This is a genomic window from Anabaena sp. CA = ATCC 33047 (genome assembly GCF_963870205.1).
GTDB lineage: Bacteria > Cyanobacteriota > Cyanobacteriia > Cyanobacteriales > Nostocaceae > Trichormus.
In genome coordinates this window covers 82,658-100,668 of record NZ_CAWMSA010000016.1, presented here as the reverse complement: position 1 = coordinate 100,668, position 18,011 = coordinate 82,658, and the positions used below count along the sequence as shown (strand labels likewise).

At 40.9% G+C, this 18,011-nt stretch carries 14 protein-coding genes; 4 read left to right on the top strand and 10 right to left on the bottom strand.

The genetic code is table 11. The features are described from left to right. Positions 1–63 precede the first annotated feature (63 nt). From AACS98_RS03830 to AACS98_RS03820, 3 genes are all read left to right on the top strand, one after another. Complete coding sequence (locus tag AACS98_RS03830; protein WP_066376571.1) at positions 64–813, top strand: transferase; 750 nt, start codon at positions 64–66, stop codon at positions 811–813. Positions 814–845: 32 nt separating this feature from the next. After that, positions 846–1,634 carry a carbon dioxide-concentrating mechanism protein CcmK gene (locus tag AACS98_RS03825; protein WP_066376552.1) on the top strand — a complete coding sequence of 263 codons (789 nt, stop codon included), beginning with the start codon at positions 846–848 and terminating at the stop codon, positions 1,632–1,634. 290 nt (positions 1,635–1,924) lie between these two features. Continuing rightward, entirely contained in the window at positions 1,925–2,863 is a 939-nt protein-coding gene (locus AACS98_RS03820) for a LysR family transcriptional regulator (protein ID WP_066376551.1), read from the top strand. 217 nt (positions 2,864–3,080) lie between these two features. Here AACS98_RS03820 and AACS98_RS03815 read toward each other — a convergent pair whose 3' ends face one another. The 8 genes from AACS98_RS03815 to acpP form a co-directional block, all read right to left on the bottom strand. After that, positions 3,081–4,592 (bottom strand): hybrid sensor histidine kinase/response regulator, encoded by a 1,512-nt coding sequence (locus tag AACS98_RS03815; protein WP_066376550.1) that lies wholly within the window; start codon positions 4,590–4,592, stop codon positions 3,081–3,083. 21 nt (positions 4,593–4,613) lie between these two features. Next, entirely contained in the window at positions 4,614–7,061 is a 2,448-nt protein-coding gene (locus tag AACS98_RS03810) for a GAF domain-containing protein (RefSeq protein WP_066376704.1), read from the bottom strand. Positions 7,062–7,597: 536 nt separating this feature from the next. After that, entirely contained in the window at positions 7,598–9,130 is a 1,533-nt protein-coding gene (locus AACS98_RS03805) for a SagB/ThcOx family dehydrogenase (RefSeq protein ID WP_066376548.1), read from the bottom strand. 192 nt (positions 9,131–9,322) lie between these two features. Beyond that, positions 9,323–9,484: a hypothetical protein gene (locus AACS98_RS03800; protein WP_197480099.1), complete on the bottom strand. Its 162-nt coding sequence runs from the start codon at positions 9,482–9,484 to the stop codon at positions 9,323–9,325. A 6-nt stretch (positions 9,485–9,490) separates the two neighbouring features. Continuing rightward, positions 9,491–9,826, bottom strand: a complete 336-nt coding sequence (locus AACS98_RS03795) for a hypothetical protein (protein WP_232317106.1) — start codon at positions 9,824–9,826, stop codon at positions 9,491–9,493. Positions 9,827–9,976: 150 nt separating this feature from the next. Beyond that, positions 9,977–11,989 carry a transketolase gene (tkt, locus tag AACS98_RS03790; RefSeq protein ID WP_066376546.1) on the bottom strand — a complete coding sequence of 671 codons (2,013 nt, stop codon included), beginning with the start codon at positions 11,987–11,989 and terminating at the stop codon, positions 9,977–9,979. Between the two features lie 521 nt (positions 11,990–12,510). Then, positions 12,511–13,761, bottom strand: coding sequence for a beta-ketoacyl-ACP synthase II (fabF, locus tag AACS98_RS03785; protein WP_066376544.1), 1,251 nt, complete (start codon positions 13,759–13,761; stop codon positions 12,511–12,513). 166 nt (positions 13,762–13,927) lie between these two features. After that, positions 13,928–14,182 carry an acyl carrier protein gene (gene acpP, locus AACS98_RS03780; RefSeq protein ID WP_066376542.1) on the bottom strand — a complete coding sequence of 85 codons (255 nt, stop codon included), beginning with the start codon at positions 14,180–14,182 and terminating at the stop codon, positions 13,928–13,930. A gap of 434 nt (positions 14,183–14,616) precedes the next feature. Here acpP and AACS98_RS03775 point away from each other — a divergent pair, with 434 nt between their 5' ends. Then, the gene (locus AACS98_RS03775) at positions 14,617–15,522 is read left to right on the top strand and encodes a CoB--CoM heterodisulfide reductase iron-sulfur subunit B family protein (RefSeq protein ID WP_066376540.1); all 906 of its coding nucleotides are present in this window, start codon (positions 14,617–14,619) and stop codon (positions 15,520–15,522) included. A 197-nt stretch (positions 15,523–15,719) separates the two neighbouring features. Here the strand turns inward: AACS98_RS03775 and lpxD are convergent, their stop codons facing one another. Continuing rightward, positions 15,720–16,778, bottom strand: coding sequence for a UDP-3-O-(3-hydroxymyristoyl)glucosamine N-acyltransferase (gene lpxD / locus AACS98_RS03770; protein WP_066376538.1), 1,059 nt, complete (start codon positions 16,776–16,778; stop codon positions 15,720–15,722). Between the two features lie 138 nt (positions 16,779–16,916). After that, positions 16,917–17,966 (bottom strand): polysaccharide pyruvyl transferase family protein, encoded by a 1,050-nt coding sequence (locus AACS98_RS03765; RefSeq protein ID WP_066376535.1) that lies wholly within the window; start codon positions 17,964–17,966, stop codon positions 16,917–16,919. Positions 17,967–18,011 lie beyond the last annotated feature (45 nt).

Here is an 18,011-nt window from a genome sequence, read left to right as displayed (position 1 = left end):
CCGATTCCCCATTCCCGATTCCTCATTCCCCATTGATATTTGGCTTCCGAGGTTAAAATTTCCATGTCTGTGCCGCCACTGCGCCTCCAGCATAACTTTGATTCCTACATTAGTGGCGAGGTAATAATTCATCCAAGTGCAGTCATTGCACCAGGTGTGATACTCCAAGCGGCTACAAACAGCAAGATCATCATCGGGGCAGGTGTCTGTATTGGTATGGGGTCAATTCTCCAAGTTGATGAGGGAACTATAGAGGTAGAAGCAGGTGCAAGCTTGGGGGCAGGTTTTTTGATGGTGGGTAAAGGCACTATTGGCAACAATGCTTGTATTGGGGCAGCAACAACGGTTTTCCAATGTTCGATTGCGCCAGGCTTAGTAGTGCCACCAGGTGCGATTTTAGGAGATCCCAGTCAGCCGATTGCTGAAGCAGAACCACCAACATCATCAACTAATAGCACTGCTGAGACAGATACCCAACAGCCTCAAGAAGAAAATGAGAGCAAAGTGATCACTTCAACTAGCGTTTCAGCTTCAGGTTTTGAGGAATTAAAACAAGAGTCTATTTCTGTCTCAGAACCCCCAGCCACACCAGAAAATCAGTCTGCGGCTGTAGAAGAAAATACGCCTTCTACTGACTCTACCCTGACACAACTCAGCCCTGAAGATTCAGAACCTGGTCAAACAGCCACTGAATCACCTAATGGCTTTGGGACTCAAATTTATGGACAAGGAAGCATCAAAAGACTTTTGGTGACATTGTTTCCCCATAGACAAGCCCTAAACAACCCGGTATCTGACGATCTGTCTGAGTAAGTGTTAAGTTGTGAATATCCTGGAGAATTCACATGGAGATATATAATAAAAGTTCTATTAGCACCAACCAGACATCCCATCGTCGAGATCACCTCAAGGATACTGCCCTAGGGTTAGTATCCACCCTCAGCTTCCCGGCGATTGTGGGAACAGCTGACATGATGTTGAAATCGGCTGGGGTTCACCTAGTGGGTTATGAAAAAATTGGCAGTGGTCACTGTACGGCCATCGTCCGGGGTGGAATTGCTGATGTCCGACTGGCGGTAGAATCTGGTGTGCAAACTGCTGAACAGTTTGGTCAGCTAGTTTCTAGTTTAGTCATTCCTCGACCTTTTCCTAATCTAGACGTAGTCCTACCAATTACTAACCGCCTGAACCAATTCATGGAGGAGGGAAAATACAGCCGATTGAGCAACCAAGCGATTGGTTTGGTAGAAACGCGGGGCTTTCCAGCAATGGTAGGCGCGTGTGATGCCATGCTAAAAGCGGCTGATGTCCAGTTAGCATCCTATGAAAAAATTGGTGCGGGCTTGTGTACAGCCATTATTCGTGGCTCTGTAGCTAACGTGGCAGTAGCAGTAGAAGCTGGGATGTATGAAGCAGAAAGAATTGGGGAGTTGAACGCAGTTATGGTGATTCCTCGACCCCTAGATGAATTAGAGCAAACCCTGCCAATAGCAAGTTGCTGGATCGAAGAGCGTCAGCCTTTAAGATTGCCAGTGAACATCAAAGAGCAAGTAGCCGAAGTGGAAGTGTTACAGTTGCCAGATTTAGCCACCCTGCCTGTAAAAATTACAGAAGAAGTATGGAATGATGAATGATGAATTATGAATTGCTAATCAAAGAATGATAATTTATGGGAAATTTTCATTCCACATTCAGCATTCAGTATTCAGCATTCATCTTGCAGCTGGAAGGCATCTTACGCTTTGCTTGTTTTTTTGATGATAACTTCTGAACACCATAAAGAAAATAATTTTCTTCTGATAGCGAGAATAGAGTTTTATCTATAATGAACTCATAACTTTTGTATGAGTGCAGCTGTGTCATGTATTAGTGTTGAGTGATACAAGTTTTATAATGATAAATCGCTATTGGAGGAGAATCACCCTTGAATCAGGCGACCCTACACCAGTTGAAGGTGTTCGAGGCGGCGGCAAGACACGGCAGTTTTACTCGTGCTGCTGAGGAATTATTTCTCACCCAGCCGACTGTTTCCATGCAAATCAAGCAACTGACAAAATCTGTGGGTTTACCACTGTTTGAGCAGGTAGGAAAGCGGCTCTATTTGACAGAAGCCGGGCGGGAATTGTTTGCAACGTGTAGACAAATTTTTGATAATATCGCCCAGTTTGAAATGAAGGTGGCAGACCTGAAAGGATTAAAACAGGGGCAATTACGTTTGGCAGTAATTACAACTGCAAAATACTTCATACCACGTTTACTTGGGCCTTTCTGTCAACTTTATCCAGGAATTGACATTTCGCTGCAAGTAACCAACCATGAACGCATCCTAGAGCGGATGATGAACAATATGGACGACTTGTACATTATGAGTCAAGTTCCAGAACACGTAGATGTGAATTGCCAACCGTTTTTAGATAATCCTTTGGTGGTATTTGCACCTGTAAATCATCCCCTAGCAAAAGAAAAAAACATTCCCATCCAGCGTTTAACTAATGAGCCTTTTATTATGCGCGAACCAGGTTCAGGAACACGCCGTGCTGTACAGAACCTTTTAGATGAACATGGAGTTACAGTCAAAGTCAAGCTGGAACTAGGGAGTAATGAGGCGATTAAACAAGCGATCGCTGGCGGATTGGGAATTTCTGTTTTATCTCGGCATACCCTGTTGTCAGACGCATCAGAGTTCAGCATTTTGGACGTACAATATTTTCCTGTGAAGCGGGCTTGGTATATAGTTTATCCGGCTGGTAAACAGTTATCTATTGTAGCTCGTACTTACTATGAGTATTTGCTAGATGCGGCACAAAAGTTCGTAGCGTCCACTCAGCAAACTGTTGCTTCTGAATACGTTCAGGTTGAGTAAGTTTTCAGGCAGGAGGCAGTCCTGATGAACTTCGTACAACCGTCAGGTACTCTGCGAACAAGTACGGGGAATACCAGTCACCTAGGTTGGTTGGGAAACCCGCCTACAACCTATAGGACTGGTATCACTGCACTAACACGTTTAATTGTGGCAATTTCACCAAAATATTTGCCCCACCTCATGAGTCATCACCGTCACATAACTATAGTGTAATTTCTTAAGATGATGATTTGGATTCAGAGTTTAAAGGTAAAACTATTGTAAATGTAGTACCTTGAGCTTCTTGACTGCTCACACGAATTGTACCTTTGTGAGCGTCAACGCAATTTTTCACTATAACTAAACCCAGGCCAGTCCCTTGAATTGTTTTAGCATTTGAGGCTCGATAAAAAGATTCAAACAGGCGCACTTGATCGGCTTGAGGAATACCAATACCTGCATCTTGAATACAAAAAGTTGCTACGCCTTCTGTTTGGTTACAAATTAATTCAAACTTAATTGTTGAATTTTCAGGTGAATACTTAACTGCGTTAGAAAGTAAATTCATTAACATACAATTTAATAATTTTTCATCCATGCGAGCCTGAGTATTTTCGTTATTACAGGTAAAAATAATTTCATGCCCGCTAGTTCTGACCGAGGTGAATTCTTCAATTAGCTCTTGACAAAATTCTTTCAGGTTCAATTGAATCGGATTACATTCCAGTTTTCCAGCTTCAGTCCTACCTATAAACAACACATCCTCCATGAGTTGCTTCATCGACTGCACAGCTCCTTGAATTCTTTTGAGATAGGTGTTTTTCTTAGCTTCTGTTAAATTTTCTCCTTGCATTTCTATCAGTTCTACTGCCGTTTGAATTACACTTAAGGGATTGCGGAATTCATGAGAAACTGTAGAGATAAATAAAGATTTGAGATGATTAAGTTCTTTTTCTTTATTTAATGCTTGTTCTAATAATTCGGTTTTCCGCCGTTCGCTGATATCCCAACAAACAATCACTACACCATTGACTTGATTGGGTAATCTTCTAATTGGTGACGCACTATCACCAATTGGGACTCGTTGACCATTTTTAGTGATCAAGGATGTAAATTCTTCTAAATAAACAACCTTTTTTTCTCTTAAAACCTTTGTAACTGGGTTTTCTATAGTAGTTTCTGTAACATCATCAACAATATGAAAAACTTGGGAAATATCTGCCCCCAAAGCCTCTGATTCATGCCATCCAGTTAGCTTCTCGGCTGCTGGATTCATAAATGTAATAATTCCATGCTCATTAGTAGCAATCACAGCATCACTCATTGAGTTTAAGAGAGTCGCTAACTGATCGCGATTTTCCCGGAGTTCACTTTCTAGGCGATGTTTTAACAGAGCTATTTCAATTGCTATGCGTAAATCTTTAGAAGTGAAGGGTTTAATAATATATCCAAAGGGTTGGGTAATTTTTGCTCGTTGCACAGTATCGTCATCACCATAGGCAGTTAAGAAGATGATAGGAATATCTAAACGTTCACGAATGTAACTAGCGGTGTCGATACCATCCATTTCCCCTTTGATAATAATATCCATTAAAATTAATGCTGGTTTGCTATCTAATGCTTTGGCGATCGCCGCTTTTCCAGAAGAAGCTGTACCGATAACGGTGTAACCTAATTGAGTGAGTTGACTAGCAATCGTTCTAGCCACAATTACTTCATCTTCTACAACTAATATTTTCGCTTGTTCCATCGCTTGGTTATTAATAAAAGTTTACTGAGGAAATTGAATCCTAAATAATGTTCCATGAAGCCGTTCTATGGTGATAGTGCCTTCAAGTTGTTCTGTCACTAGGTCATAAACCAAAGACAGACCTAACGAATTCGTATTATTCCAATTTATGTCATCTGATAAACCAACGCCATTGTCTTGAATAATCATCTCTATAGTATTATCAAACCGATGCAAAGCAATCATGATTTTGCCAATCTGGCTTTCTTTAAAAGCGTGCTTAAGAGCATTAGAAAATAGTTCATTGATGATTAAACCACAGGCTATAGCTTGGTCAACATTCAAATTAATAGCTTGAATATTAGTTTCTAAATTGATTTTGCCTGGCTGTATTTGATAAGAAATGAGGATGCTAGTGGCTAAATTATAGATATATTCTGCAATATTCAGTTGCCCAATATTAGGAGAAGTATATAAGTTCTTATGAATCAAAGAAATTGACTCAATCCGGTTCTGACTTTCTCTTAATGTTCTAATTAATTCCGGTTCTTTGAGGGTTTGTGACTGGAGTAGTAACAGTCCAGAGACTATTTGTAAATTATTTTTTACGCGGTGATGAATCTCTTTTAATAAAACTTCTTTTTCGGCCAAGGCACTTCTTAATTGAATTTCAGCTTTTTGCCGTTCAGCTAATTCACTCTGGGCTTGCTGAAATATGCTAGATTGTTGGATGGCGATCGCAATTGGTATTGAAAGTTGGTCAAGCAAATCGAGTTCATGTTTTTTCCATTCCCTAGGTGTAGAACACTGGTGCGCTATCAACAAACCCCAAAGGCTACGGCCAGTAAACTCTTCACCTACTTCTAAAAGAATTGGTACGACTAGGTTAGCTTTGACATCAAACTGTTCTAACAACTGAATATGACAATCAGTTAATCCAGCCTCATAGATATTAGCGATCGCTCTTTTTCTTCCTAGATAATAGTCTGCTCCCGCACCTGTCTGGAAACAAGTGTCTTCAATATCTACACCCAAGGAAACCTTCCATCCAGGTTGTACCGATTCTGCTACGATTTTACCACTCATATCTGCGGCAAACTGATACACTATAACTCGATCAACCTGAAGTAAATCTTTCACTTCTTTAACTGTGGCGTTAAGAATATCTTGAAGATTCAAAGACTGATGAATTCTTTGAGCAACAGTTCGCATAAGTTGCTCCCTTTCAGCTTGAGCTTTCAGTGTCCGTTCAGTTTGTTTGCGTTCTGTGATATCTTTACCGATACCGATGACTTGACCATTTGGCAATTTGACATTTGTCCAAGAAGTATCCAGTATCCGACCGTCCCGCAATTTAGTTCTGAGGTCACGCCAATATCCATCTGCCGATTGCATAAAATTAACGACAGATTGATAATATTCAGGGTCAGGGTATAATTCTGCTAAAACATTACGAGTTTGATATTCTTCTAAGCTATAACCTAGAATACTTTGTATTTCTTGGTTAACCCAATGGACTTTACCATCGGTATTTACAAGTGCAATCATTAAAGGTATGCCAGCAAAAATACTCTGTAAAAATGAATTTTCCTCTTGGAGCTTCACCTCAAAATTTTTACGTTCAGTGATGTCATATAGTACAGTTAAAATCGCATATTCATTGTGAAAATTTAAATATTGGAAAGAAGCGATCGCCCAGAAAAAAGTACCATCACCTCGCTTAAACTGGATATCGTAATTTTCTAAAGAACCATTCTGAGCCAGAGTTGCCAAAATAGTTTTTTGCTCATTTGGATTTTGATATATTTCAGAAATATAACGGTTGACTAAATCATTTGTAGTCAACCGAAATTTTTGCATGAATTCTGAATTACTATATAGTATCAAGCCATCTGTCACCCTTGAAATAACTAAAGGCACAGGAATAGCCTCGATAATTTCTCTGAGTCTAGCTTTACTTGTTTTTAGCGCGTGTTCAGTACGTTCACATTCTTTGATATTGATAATTTTCTGCCGTTGCAACTCTAAATGCCTGATTACCTGACGTGCTAATCTTTGTAATGAAGCTTGTGCTTTTAAACTCAAATGTCGTAGGACAAAATCCATTACAGCGAGACTACCTAATGCGAAACCATCAGAGGTAATTAGTGGAATTCCTGCATAGAAACGCACTTGTTTTTTTGACAAAAAGAAAGACTTTTTAGCATAATTATCATCTTGTAAAATATCGGAAATAATGAGGATTTCACTTTGCAAAATAGTATGAGTACCGAAACCCATGCTGCGAGGAAGTTCTGATTCAGTAACTCCTACCTTGGATTTGAACCATTCGCGTTCACTATCCACAAAGCTAACGACAGCAATTGGTGTTTCACAAATGTCAGCAGCAAGCTGTACCAAATCATCAAAAACTGCTTCTGGTTGTGTATCTAAAATCAGATATTGATGGAGTAATTCTAACCGTTGATTTTCGTTTTCCGGTAATAACATTAGTGCTTTCATTATCAAATAATATTAATGTGATCTGATAAGTAAAAATACTTAAAAAATCTCCTCTTGGGAGCAGATCAGCATCATTAAAGGCACTATTATACTGTATGGACAAGAGGACTGTTCGCTAAGTGCATTTGTTGGCAATAGAGATAGCAATGACTGAGATTGTTTCGCTCCTGAAAATCACAGTTTATACCATAATTCTTTACGCATATTTACTTTTAAATTCGATATTATATGTTACGATAAATAAGATACTACACCTATAAAGTTTAAACATAATAAATTTTATTAAAATGCACAGTAATGAGATAGATGAATTAGATAGACGAGAAAGTATCTAATTAAAGCAGTGACGTAATTAGTCAGTTCACCATAATTGATATCTCAGGTTAGAGTTGCTAAAGAAGAATGGTATTTACTCGTGCCAAGACACAAGCAAAAATGTGTAGCAACATCCCAGTCGGCTGGCTACTTTCTCCTATTCCTGAGTTGTTAGGGATAAATCGGCGTAAACACAGAAAATTGAAGATTTATCTTGGTCTACCGAGAGTTGTGATATATAACACAGCTTCATCAGCAGGAATCCCTAAAACTTCATTTACTTGGTTATCGAAGAAGCCACCGATACCACTGACACCCAAATTGAGTTGAATAGCTGCTAAATTTAGGCGTTGTCCCAAATGGCCAGCATCTATATGTAAGTAACGATAAACGCGATCGCCATATTGGGCAATAGCTGATTTTAAGTCAGCCGTATGGAAAATCACGGCGGCGGCATCTCGTCCTAATTCTTGTCCTAAGCAAAGGTAGTGTAACTCGCGCCGGAAATTTTTAAACCGAATTTGACGCAACTCTTGAGCTTTTGGGGCGTAATAGTAACAGCCAGATTCTAGTCCATTGACACCACAGACAGCAATAAATGTTTGGATTAAATTCAAATCGAAGTAATCAGGAGAATTATCTAAACTTTGGTCAATATAATTTTGAGGTTGATAAGTGAAATCCAATAAAGCCTGAAGTTCATCAAAAGTTAAGTTTTCGCTATTATAAGCACGGGTAGAACGTCGCTTGTGGATAGTAAGTTCTAAATCTGATAGGTTTTCTCCCCAGTAAATAGGTGTAGTAGCGGTAGGAATTTTCAAACAAAAAGGAAAATTATATTTATCTTCTAAGGATCTAGGTTGTTTAATCGCTGGTAAATTGAGGTTGCCAGTAATACCTGCCTTAATTTGGGTGTGGTGATGAAAATATCTCAGCAATTCGCCATCGGGGATATAAGGATAATTGGTTGCTGTGGCTGAAGGTAGGGCGGTACATCCAGGGGGTAAGTTTTGTTGAATATCTAATAAATCTGCCAACGGTAAAATAGCGATCGCACCTTCCTGTTCCGCATCGATGTAAAGTAAATCATTAATGGCTTCATCGATAAAACCACCAATCAGGTGTGGGCGATAATCGGTAATAGCCCCTGCTAACTCGATATTGCCCAATAAGTGTCCTATATCTAAACCAATTCGACGGTAAGCCCTGTCTTCATAACGCCACGCCGAACGATAAAAAACCGCCGTCACAATAATTGCTAATTGGGTACTTTCTAAAACCGGATGCCAAAAACAAGCGTCTTGTAATGCTTGCCAAACATCATTTTCCCAAAAACATACTAAAGAATGAGTCCGACATTGGTAGTTATACAGACCAGCCGGTAGTAAAGGCGTACCACGAGAAACTACATACAATTCCGCAGGATACAATCCCCCAGCACTAGGCGCAGAGCGTAAATATACCGTACTACCCATAGAGGGCATTCTCGCAGTCAGCCCATAACTGCAAAATAGTAACCGTGAAAGTCTTTGCCACCATTGAGCATGAGAATCATTAACAAATTTCTCTGGTGTGGCTTCAATATAGGGTATCAGGTCGATGTGAGAACCAATTCTGTATTCTTTAAACGGGACTGGCTGTTTAGCCCAATCTAGCCGATGATTTTTAGATGCTAGAGTGTTAGGGTCGTATTTAGTACGTTCGTGATAATGCTGTGCAATTGATTGGTGTATTTCTGGCATAAAAATTTCAATACCTTGATCATATCCTGATTTTTATCTTGGCATTCATCAGGCCGATTATTCGTTTTAATTAGTACATTCCTTATATTTAGTTAATCTTGTTTGAATAATTACAACGCTGTCATGTTTAAAAGCTTCAATAAGCAATTAAACATATTACATCAGCTTGCATCATGTTTATATATTTTCAATTTAAAAATTTGTGGTCAGCCAATTTTCTAAATTTAAACCCTGTATTCTTGCTAAATCAGAATCATCTTCCCCTAGAAACCGCACCTCCTCTAGTTTGTTATTGACACTTTGATTTTTCTTTAAAATAGCCGTTAAAATATTTGTATCAAGAAGATAGCCCATTTACTTCTATCTCCTGTTTACAGAGGAATCAAACATCTCTATTTGCTCTGGAGTTAAATCATTTAATGTTCCAGAAACAGCCTCTACCACCAAAATACTATCAATTCTATGTACTAATTCTTCATCAGAAATAGCTTTTAAAACTTCTGGAGAAAACTTATCCAACACTTGGATTAAATGTTGAATCATGTCTTCTTTATTAAGTCTTTGCTGATAGAGACGATTGCTTAGAAACAAATCCCCAATAATTTTTGATATTCGTTCTATCGCTAAGTTTCTCTCCCCTGAGAATTCCTGCATAATAGCCTGCTGTATTTTCTTAATTTTAGATTCTTTGATCATCAACCATCTACTTAATTATAACCTCTCGCCTATCTCCTCTCTCCTCTCTCCGCGCCCCTCTGCGTTTCCCTCCGCGCCCCTCCGCGTTAAAAAAAAAGGGCAGACAAAAAGCCCACCCCATAACTAAATTAAGAGAATATTCTATTGCGATTAACCCAACAATTTTTTAGCTGTAGCTAACACATTATCAACGCTAAAACCAAACTTCTCCAAACAAACACCACCGGGAGCAGAAGCACCAAAACGGTCAATAGTAACCGTATCGCCTTCAGTACCGATGTACTTATGCCAGCCGAAGCTACTACCAGCTTCCACAGCCAAACGCTTAGTAACAGCTTTAGGTAGAACAGACTCCTTATAAGCTGCATCTTGAGCTTCAAACAAATCCCAAGCAGGTAAAGAAACAACACGGACTTTCTTACCTTCGGCGGTGAGTTTCTCAGCTGCGGTGACACAGAGACTCAATTCCGAACCAGTACCAATCAGGATTAAATCTGGTGTACCTTGAGAATCTACTACTATGTAACCACCCTTAGCCACATTTTCGACAGATGTACCTGCCAAGTTGGGGACATTTTGACGAGTGAACGCCAACAAAGTAGGAGCATTTTCCTTAGCTCTCTCGATAGCTACTTTGTATGCGCCAGAGGTTTCGTTACCATCGGCGGGACGAATCACAGTCAAGTTAGGAATAGCGCGGAGAGAAGCTAGAGTTTCGATAGGTTGGTGAGTGGGGCCATCTTCACCTTGACCGATGGAGTCGTGAGTCATCACCCAAATCGCACCAGCTAGAGACAGAGCAGATAAGCGGATAGCTGCCCGCATATAGTCTGTGAAAATTAAGAAGGTCGCGCCGTAGGGAATTAAACCGGAACCATGTAACGCAATACCGTTACAAATTGCGCCCATAGCGTGTTCCCGTACACCAAAGTGGATGTTGGGGTTTTGGTATTGTCCTTTTTGGAAGTCGCCCTTACCCTTGATTTCGGTGAGGTTGGAGTGGGTTAAGTCAGCCGAACCACCAATCAGTTCAGGTACAACCGCCGCCAACTTGTTGAGGCAGGTTTCTGAGTGCTTACGGGTAGGAATGCCTTTGTCTTCTGGGGTGTAGGTAGGTAATACTTTGTCCCAACCTTCAGCCAGTTTACCGCTTAGGTAACGCTCAAATTCTGCGGCTTCTTGGGGATACTTAGCTTTGTAATCAGCAAAAGCTTTGTCCCAGTCAGATTCGTAGCTTGCACCACGCTCTACTGCTTTGCGGGTGTAGTTGAGGACATCTTCGGGAATGACAAAAGGCTCGTGTGGCCAATTGAGTTTTTCACGAGTCAGTTTTACTTCGTCTGCACCCAAAGCCGCACCGTGAACACCAGCAGTATTGGCTTTATTAGGAGAACCGTAACCGATTGTGGTTGTCACCTTAATCATGGTGGGCTTATCGGTGACAGCTTTGGCTGCTTCAATGGCTTTAGCGATCGCCTCTAAATCGGTGTTACCATCTTTAACGTGAAGAACGTGCCAGCCGTAAGCTTCAAACCGTTTAGAAACATCTTCGGTGAAGGCTACATCTGTAGAACCGTCGATGGAGATGTGGTTGTCATCGTACAGAGCGATGAGTTTACCTAATCCCAAGTGTCCAGCCAGGGAAGCAGCTTCACCAGAAACACCTTCCATGTTGCAGCCATCACCGAGAATGACATAGGTGTAATGGTCAACAATTTTGGCATCGGGTTTGTTGAATTTAGCAGCTAGGTGAGCTTCAGCGATCGCTAAACCCACACCATTGGCAATCCCTTGACCCAGAGGCCCGGTAGTTACTTCCACGCCAGGGGTGATAAAGTTTTCTGGGTGTCCAGGTGTTTGAGAACCCCATTGGCGGAATTGCTTGATATCTTCAATGCTTACACTGTCGTAGCCTGTGAGATACAGTAGGGCATACTGCAACATTGAGCCATGACCAGCAGACAAGATAAAGCGATCGCGGTTAAACCACTTGGGATTTTTGGGGTTATACCGCATAAAGCGATTCCATAGCACAAAAGCCATCGGAGCCGCGCCCATCGGTAATCCTGGGTGTCCTGATTTTGCCTTTTCTATAGCGTCAACAGCCAAGAAACGGATCGCATTAATAGAAAGTTCTTCGAGGGATTGGGTTGCAACAGCCATAATAAGATTGTTTTTAACGACGGGTTAGCACTCTTCGAGCTACTGTTTCTGGGGTTGTTTTTCACAGTTAACAGTTAACAGGTTAACAGTGAAAGCTGATTAGTTTTATGCGTTAGGGTTCAAATCCCTGACTATGAGCTGAATCACTGATTACTGATAACTGAACTACTGCTTGAGGTTCCCCTGCGGTATTCTCATCATCCCATTCCCAATTGTGTATGGACAAGCGGGATCTCTTGTGTTTGTGGTAATTTATCACGCCAAGAATCAGATTATGTTGAACTCTTGGCTGATTAGGGAATGAGATTGATGATACTTTTTCTGCCTTGATCACAGAATGCAAAACTGGGAAGTCAAAGCGAAGAATTCAGAACTCAGGAATCAGGATGCAGAATGGCAAAATTTGAAATTCTCAATTATTGCTCAAGGTTGGAAATTATGAGCAAGTTGATTACTCAAATTATCTCCTGATTTTGGAACTATTCTGTCCCCTGAATTCTGAATTCTGAATTCTCCCGACTTTAAATGTACTTTCTAAAGGCTAAGGTGACGTTATGACCACCAAAGCCAAAAGAATTGGATAAAGCTACCTCAACTTTTTGAGCGCGGCTAGAGTTGGGTACGTAATCTAAATCACAGTCTGGATCAAGGTTTTCAATATTGATTGTCGGTGGAATTTGATCGTTAGCGATCGCTAGCACCGTGGCTACAGCTTCAATACCGCCAGAACCGCCTAACAGGTGTCCTGTCATGGATTTGGTGGAACTGACAGCGATTTTATAGGCATGATCACCCAAAGCTGTTTTAATCGCGGCGGTTTCAGTGGAATCATTAGCAGGGGTGCTAGTACCGTGAGCATTGATGTAGCTGACTTGCTCTGGTGTGAGTCCTGCGTCTTTGAGCGCGAGTTGGATGGCTCTAGCTGCTCCTGCACCACCGGGAACTGGGGAAGTGATATGGTAAGCGTCACAGGTCATGGCATAACCGACGATTTCGGCGTAAATGCGCGCCTTACGACTCAGGGCGTGTTCTAGCTCTTCCAGAATCAGAATTCCCGCACCTTCACCCATGACAAATCCATCGCGATCGCGGTCGAAGGGACGGCAAGCATGAGCGGGGTCATCATTGCGAGTGGAAAGCGCGCGTGCAGCCGCAAATCCAGCTACAGATAGGGGTGTAATTGCGGCTTCACACCCTCCGCAAATCATCGCTTGGGCATAACCGCCTTGAATCATGCGGAATGCGTCCCCAATCGCGTTAGAACCAGCCGCGCAAGCAGTCACAGTACAGTTATTTGGCCCTTTTGCTCCCGTATGAATTGCTGTGAGTCCCGCCGCCATGTTGGCGATCATCATCGGAATCATAAATGGACTACAGCGATCAGGGCCGCGATTCAGATAGATGGTTTGCTGGTCTTCCATGACCTTAATACCACCTACCCCAGAACCAATAATAACTCCCACTTGTTCAGCGTTCAGTTCATTAATAACTAAGCTGGCATCTGCGAGGGCTTGTTTGGCTGCTGCGACTCCAAATTGGGAAAACCGATCCATGCGCTTGGCTTCTTTCCGATCCATATACTTATGTGGATCGAAGTTTTTTACCTCACCAGCAATGCGGCAATCATGACTAGACGCATCAAATGCGGTGATATAGTCAATGCCATTGCGTCCGCTTAACAATCCTTCCCAATATTCATCTGGTGTGTTACCAATTGGTGTAATCGCGCCAACACCAGTTACAACAACGCGCTTACGATTATAATCTGTCATGACTCAGTAAAAGATGGCGAGAAAGCTGCAAAAATTAGGGACTAGGGACTAGGGACTGGGGGCTAGGCACTAGGAAGAACCAAACGGGCAGAGAAAGTAGATCATTACTCATCTCTAATCCCTTCCAATCCCTTCCAATCCCCAGTGTTCCATCCCCAATCGCTGTTTAAGCGGATGTGGCAACTTTGCTGTTGATGTAATCCACTGCTTCTTGAACGGTTGTAATTTTTTCGGCGGCTTCATCGGGAATTTCAATATCAAATTCTTCTTCCAAAGCCATGACTAATTCAACGGTATCTAGAGAATCAGCACCTAAATCATTGGCAAAGCTTGCCTGTGGTGTGACTTTTGCCTCATCATCAACACTAAGTTGTTCGATGATGATTTTCTTGACTTTTTCAAAAGTTTCTGTTTGGCTCATAAATAACAGTCCTTAACCAAATTACTATTGTCTGCTCTTTATGGGAGACATGGTTTTGAGCATATACATCTTATCGGAAAGCGCGATCTTCCGTATACGTCCCTGTCCTAAAAACGGATAGATGAAGTTAGTGTTGAGTCATGAGTGCTGAGTCAGTATCCAGACTCACCATTCTTGTACAAACATGATTGGTCATGCCAGTACCTATCACTATTTAAACACCATACCCAAGCGAAATTTTGTTGTGTAATTCTTGAAATAAATACCAACCCCAAACCCAAGCAATCAGGGTAACAAAATTATATTGTGCGTTGGGTTATGCCCCACCGCAGGTGTTGACATACATTTTTTGACAATCCCCGAAATTCTGTTTCGGGGATTCTTGATAAAACAGTTATCATCGGGGCAGTTGCCTGAAATATCAACCTAGTTTTATGCTATCTCAAAGATTAAAATACGCTTACTTCCCTGGTTGTGTGGCTCAAGGAGCTTGTCGGGAACTGTATCAGTCCACTCACGCCCTCACCCAAGCTTTAGGTATTGAACTGATTGAATTAAAAAAAGCTGCTTGTTGCGGTTCCGGTACTTTTAAAGAAGATTCTCAACTGTTAGAAGATACAGTTAATGCTAGAAACATTGCCTTAGCAGAAGAATTAAATTTGCCACTACTGACTCATTGCAGTACCTGTCAGGGTGTAATTGGTCATGTTAACGAACGTTTGCAAGACTGTCAGCACAATAACCCAGCTTATGTTGAGCAAGTTAATAATTTGTTACACAAAGAAGGCTGTTCACCTTATCAGGGTAGCACGGAAGTTAAGCATCTTCTATACGCTTTGGTGACAGATTATGGTTTGGAGGAAATTAGCAACCGTGTCACCCGTAAGTTATCTGGTTTAAAGTGCGCTGCTTTTTATGGCTGTTATTTGCTCCGCGCCCAAAAGTTGATGCCTTATGATGATCCATACAATCCAGTAGCGATGGAAAATGTTTTTCGGGCGGTGGGTGCAACACCAATATATTATCGCGGTAGGACACAGTGTTGTGGCTGGCCTTTGTCTAGCTATGCTACTACTCAATCTTTCCAAATGGCGGGGATGCACATTCAAGACGCTTTAGCAAATGGTGCAGATTGTTTAGTTACGCCTTGTCCTCTGTGTCATCTCAATTTAGATTCTCGTCAACCAGAGGTAGAAAAAGTCATCGGTCAAAAGTTAGGTTTGCCAGTGTTACATTTACCTCAGTTGATTGCTTTGGCATTAGGAATTAATCCCAAAGAATTAGGTTTAGAAAAGCATATCGTTTCTACAAAACCCGTATTGGAAAAATTAGGATTTTAAAGGGGATTGGGGACTGGGGACTGGGGACTGGGGAATGGGGACTGGGTATAAACAAGTCAAAAGTCTTCGCGCCAGCGTCACGTAGTGAAGAATTCTAGGGAAAAATTATTTAATTTTGAATTTTGAATTTTGAATTTTGAATTTTGTAGCTTGCTTCCCGTAGGGTATTTTGAATTGATTTGTCCCCCTCCACTCTCCTATTCCTTATTGCCTACTCCCTTTGACTGGCGTTGCAGTTGTCTAAATGTTTGATACATTTCTGGTAAGCGGCTATAAATAGCATAAATTTTGAGATATAGTTTGTGAGGAATAGCTGGAGAACCTGAAACAATTTCTCCTGGGGCGACATCGTTATGAATTCCAGTCTGAGCCGATGCGATCGCACCATCTCCAATTTTCGCTTGATTGGCGACTCCAGTTTGTCCAGCTAAAATAACACGGTTGCCTAATTTTACGCCACCAGCCATCCCAGCTTGACCTGCGATCGCACAACCAGCACCAATTGTACAGCCATGTCCGATCTGCACTAGGTTATCAATTTTGGTATCTCGCCCGATTCTGGTTTCTCCCACTGCTGGACGGTCAACTGCTGTATTGCAACCGATTTCTACACCATCTTCTAACACGGTGTAGCCTGATTGTTGCATTTTGTACCAACCAGTACGGGTAGGGACAAACCCAAAACCTTCTGCACCGATGACCGCACCACTGTGAATCACGCAATCTGCGCCGATTTGGCTGCGTTCGTGGATGGTACAGTTAGCGTGTAAGGTAGTGCGATCGCCGATTTTCACATCTGGGTAAATTACCACATTGGGATGAATAACGGCATCGTTAGCAATTTCTACCCCTTGTTGAATTACAGCATGGGGGCCGATGTAAACATTCTTGCCAATTTTTGCTGTGGGGTGAATAACGGCGGTGGGGTGAATTTCTGGTGTGGGGTGGTATGGTTGGTAAAATAGAGCGATCGCTTTTGCAAATAACAGTCGGGGTTCGCTTGTAGCAATCCAAGCAATACCCCGTTCTTGTGCTTGTGCTTGTAATGTTTTGTCTGGTGGCAAAATTAAAGCACTAGCATTTGTCTTAGCTATAAAAGATGCAAATTTGGCACCTTCTACATAACTGATATTCCCGCTAGTAGCTTCATCAATCGCTGCTATGCCTGTAATTTCTGGGTCTTGGTTTTGGCTAATCGTCAGGCTATTATCAGTGGCAATGTCACCGAATAGGTTTACGATTTCACTGAATTTCATATTTCCGCATTTAGAAGTGTTCTTTACAAAGGCAAGAATATCACTCCTATGTTACTGCGGACATAGAAAGACTTAAAGTTTTGTATTGATTAATAATCAAATCATTACGCCTAGTAAAAAGATGTTATTGATTTGATATTAACCATCATGAATTGCGTCGAACAAAAATTTTCTGGATGAAGATATACTTGCTGATAGTGTGCCAACTGTAGGCGTATAGTCTATCTCTAGATTTTCCTCAACAAATTTATTTAGATCAACAGATGGTGCAAAAATGCGATTTTCCAAACCTATAGATTTAAGTAAGTCATTAACTTTTATTGACTTATTAGCTCTACTTAAAAAAGTAAATGGTTTGCCAAAAAGTATTGCGAATATAGTTCCATGATAGAAACTGGTTACAACATAAGAAGCTCTATTATAATACCCAAGCCAATCTGATACGCTAACAGTTACTAGATTTTTATCAGCGATTTTGTTATTACATCCTACAGAAAGTATCTCTAAACCATTGCGCTTTGCTAAAGCTTTAATTAAATCCGCTTCTTGAGGATTTAAAACATTTCCATATATTAACAAATATTTTTTATCATATTTAATATCAGACATAATCTCGCTGTAATCACCAAGGATAAATGTCGGATCTAAAACTTGTTGAGCTTGACATTTGCCTTCTTCAGTAACCAGTTTCAAACTATTTAAGTCTCGCACAGAAATGGCAGAAAACTGACCTAGGAGTTTACTGATTTCTTCTTGATGTATACCTAGTGTTGTTGTGCTACCAAAGCTGGCGGCATAACTAATTTTTTTGATGCCTTCTTGAGAAGAAAAATCCAAAAAGTAAGAAGGATCAAAGCCTCTAAATGAATTAATATTCCAAACTTCGTCGCTACCGGTAATTAAGACATCATAATCTTGACATTGCTTTGGAAGATTAGTCCTGGAATAAGTTGTAGGTTTACCCAATTTTATTTGAGTATTTAAAAACTTTTCTACTTTTGGAGCTTTAATAAGGTGACTGATAAAACTACTGCCAAAGAAGTATTGTTTGATTGCTTTGAATGGTCTATAGTCGATTATTTCTACATCATGATTTTGATTTTTTAGGGTTTTCCACAAAGCATAAGCTTGCAGATTGGCACCATAATTAATCGCATGATGGTAGGTGATTATTCCGATTTTCTTCATGAGTTTTTCTCCTGGATGTGATTTTTCAGTGAATAATTCAGTTGT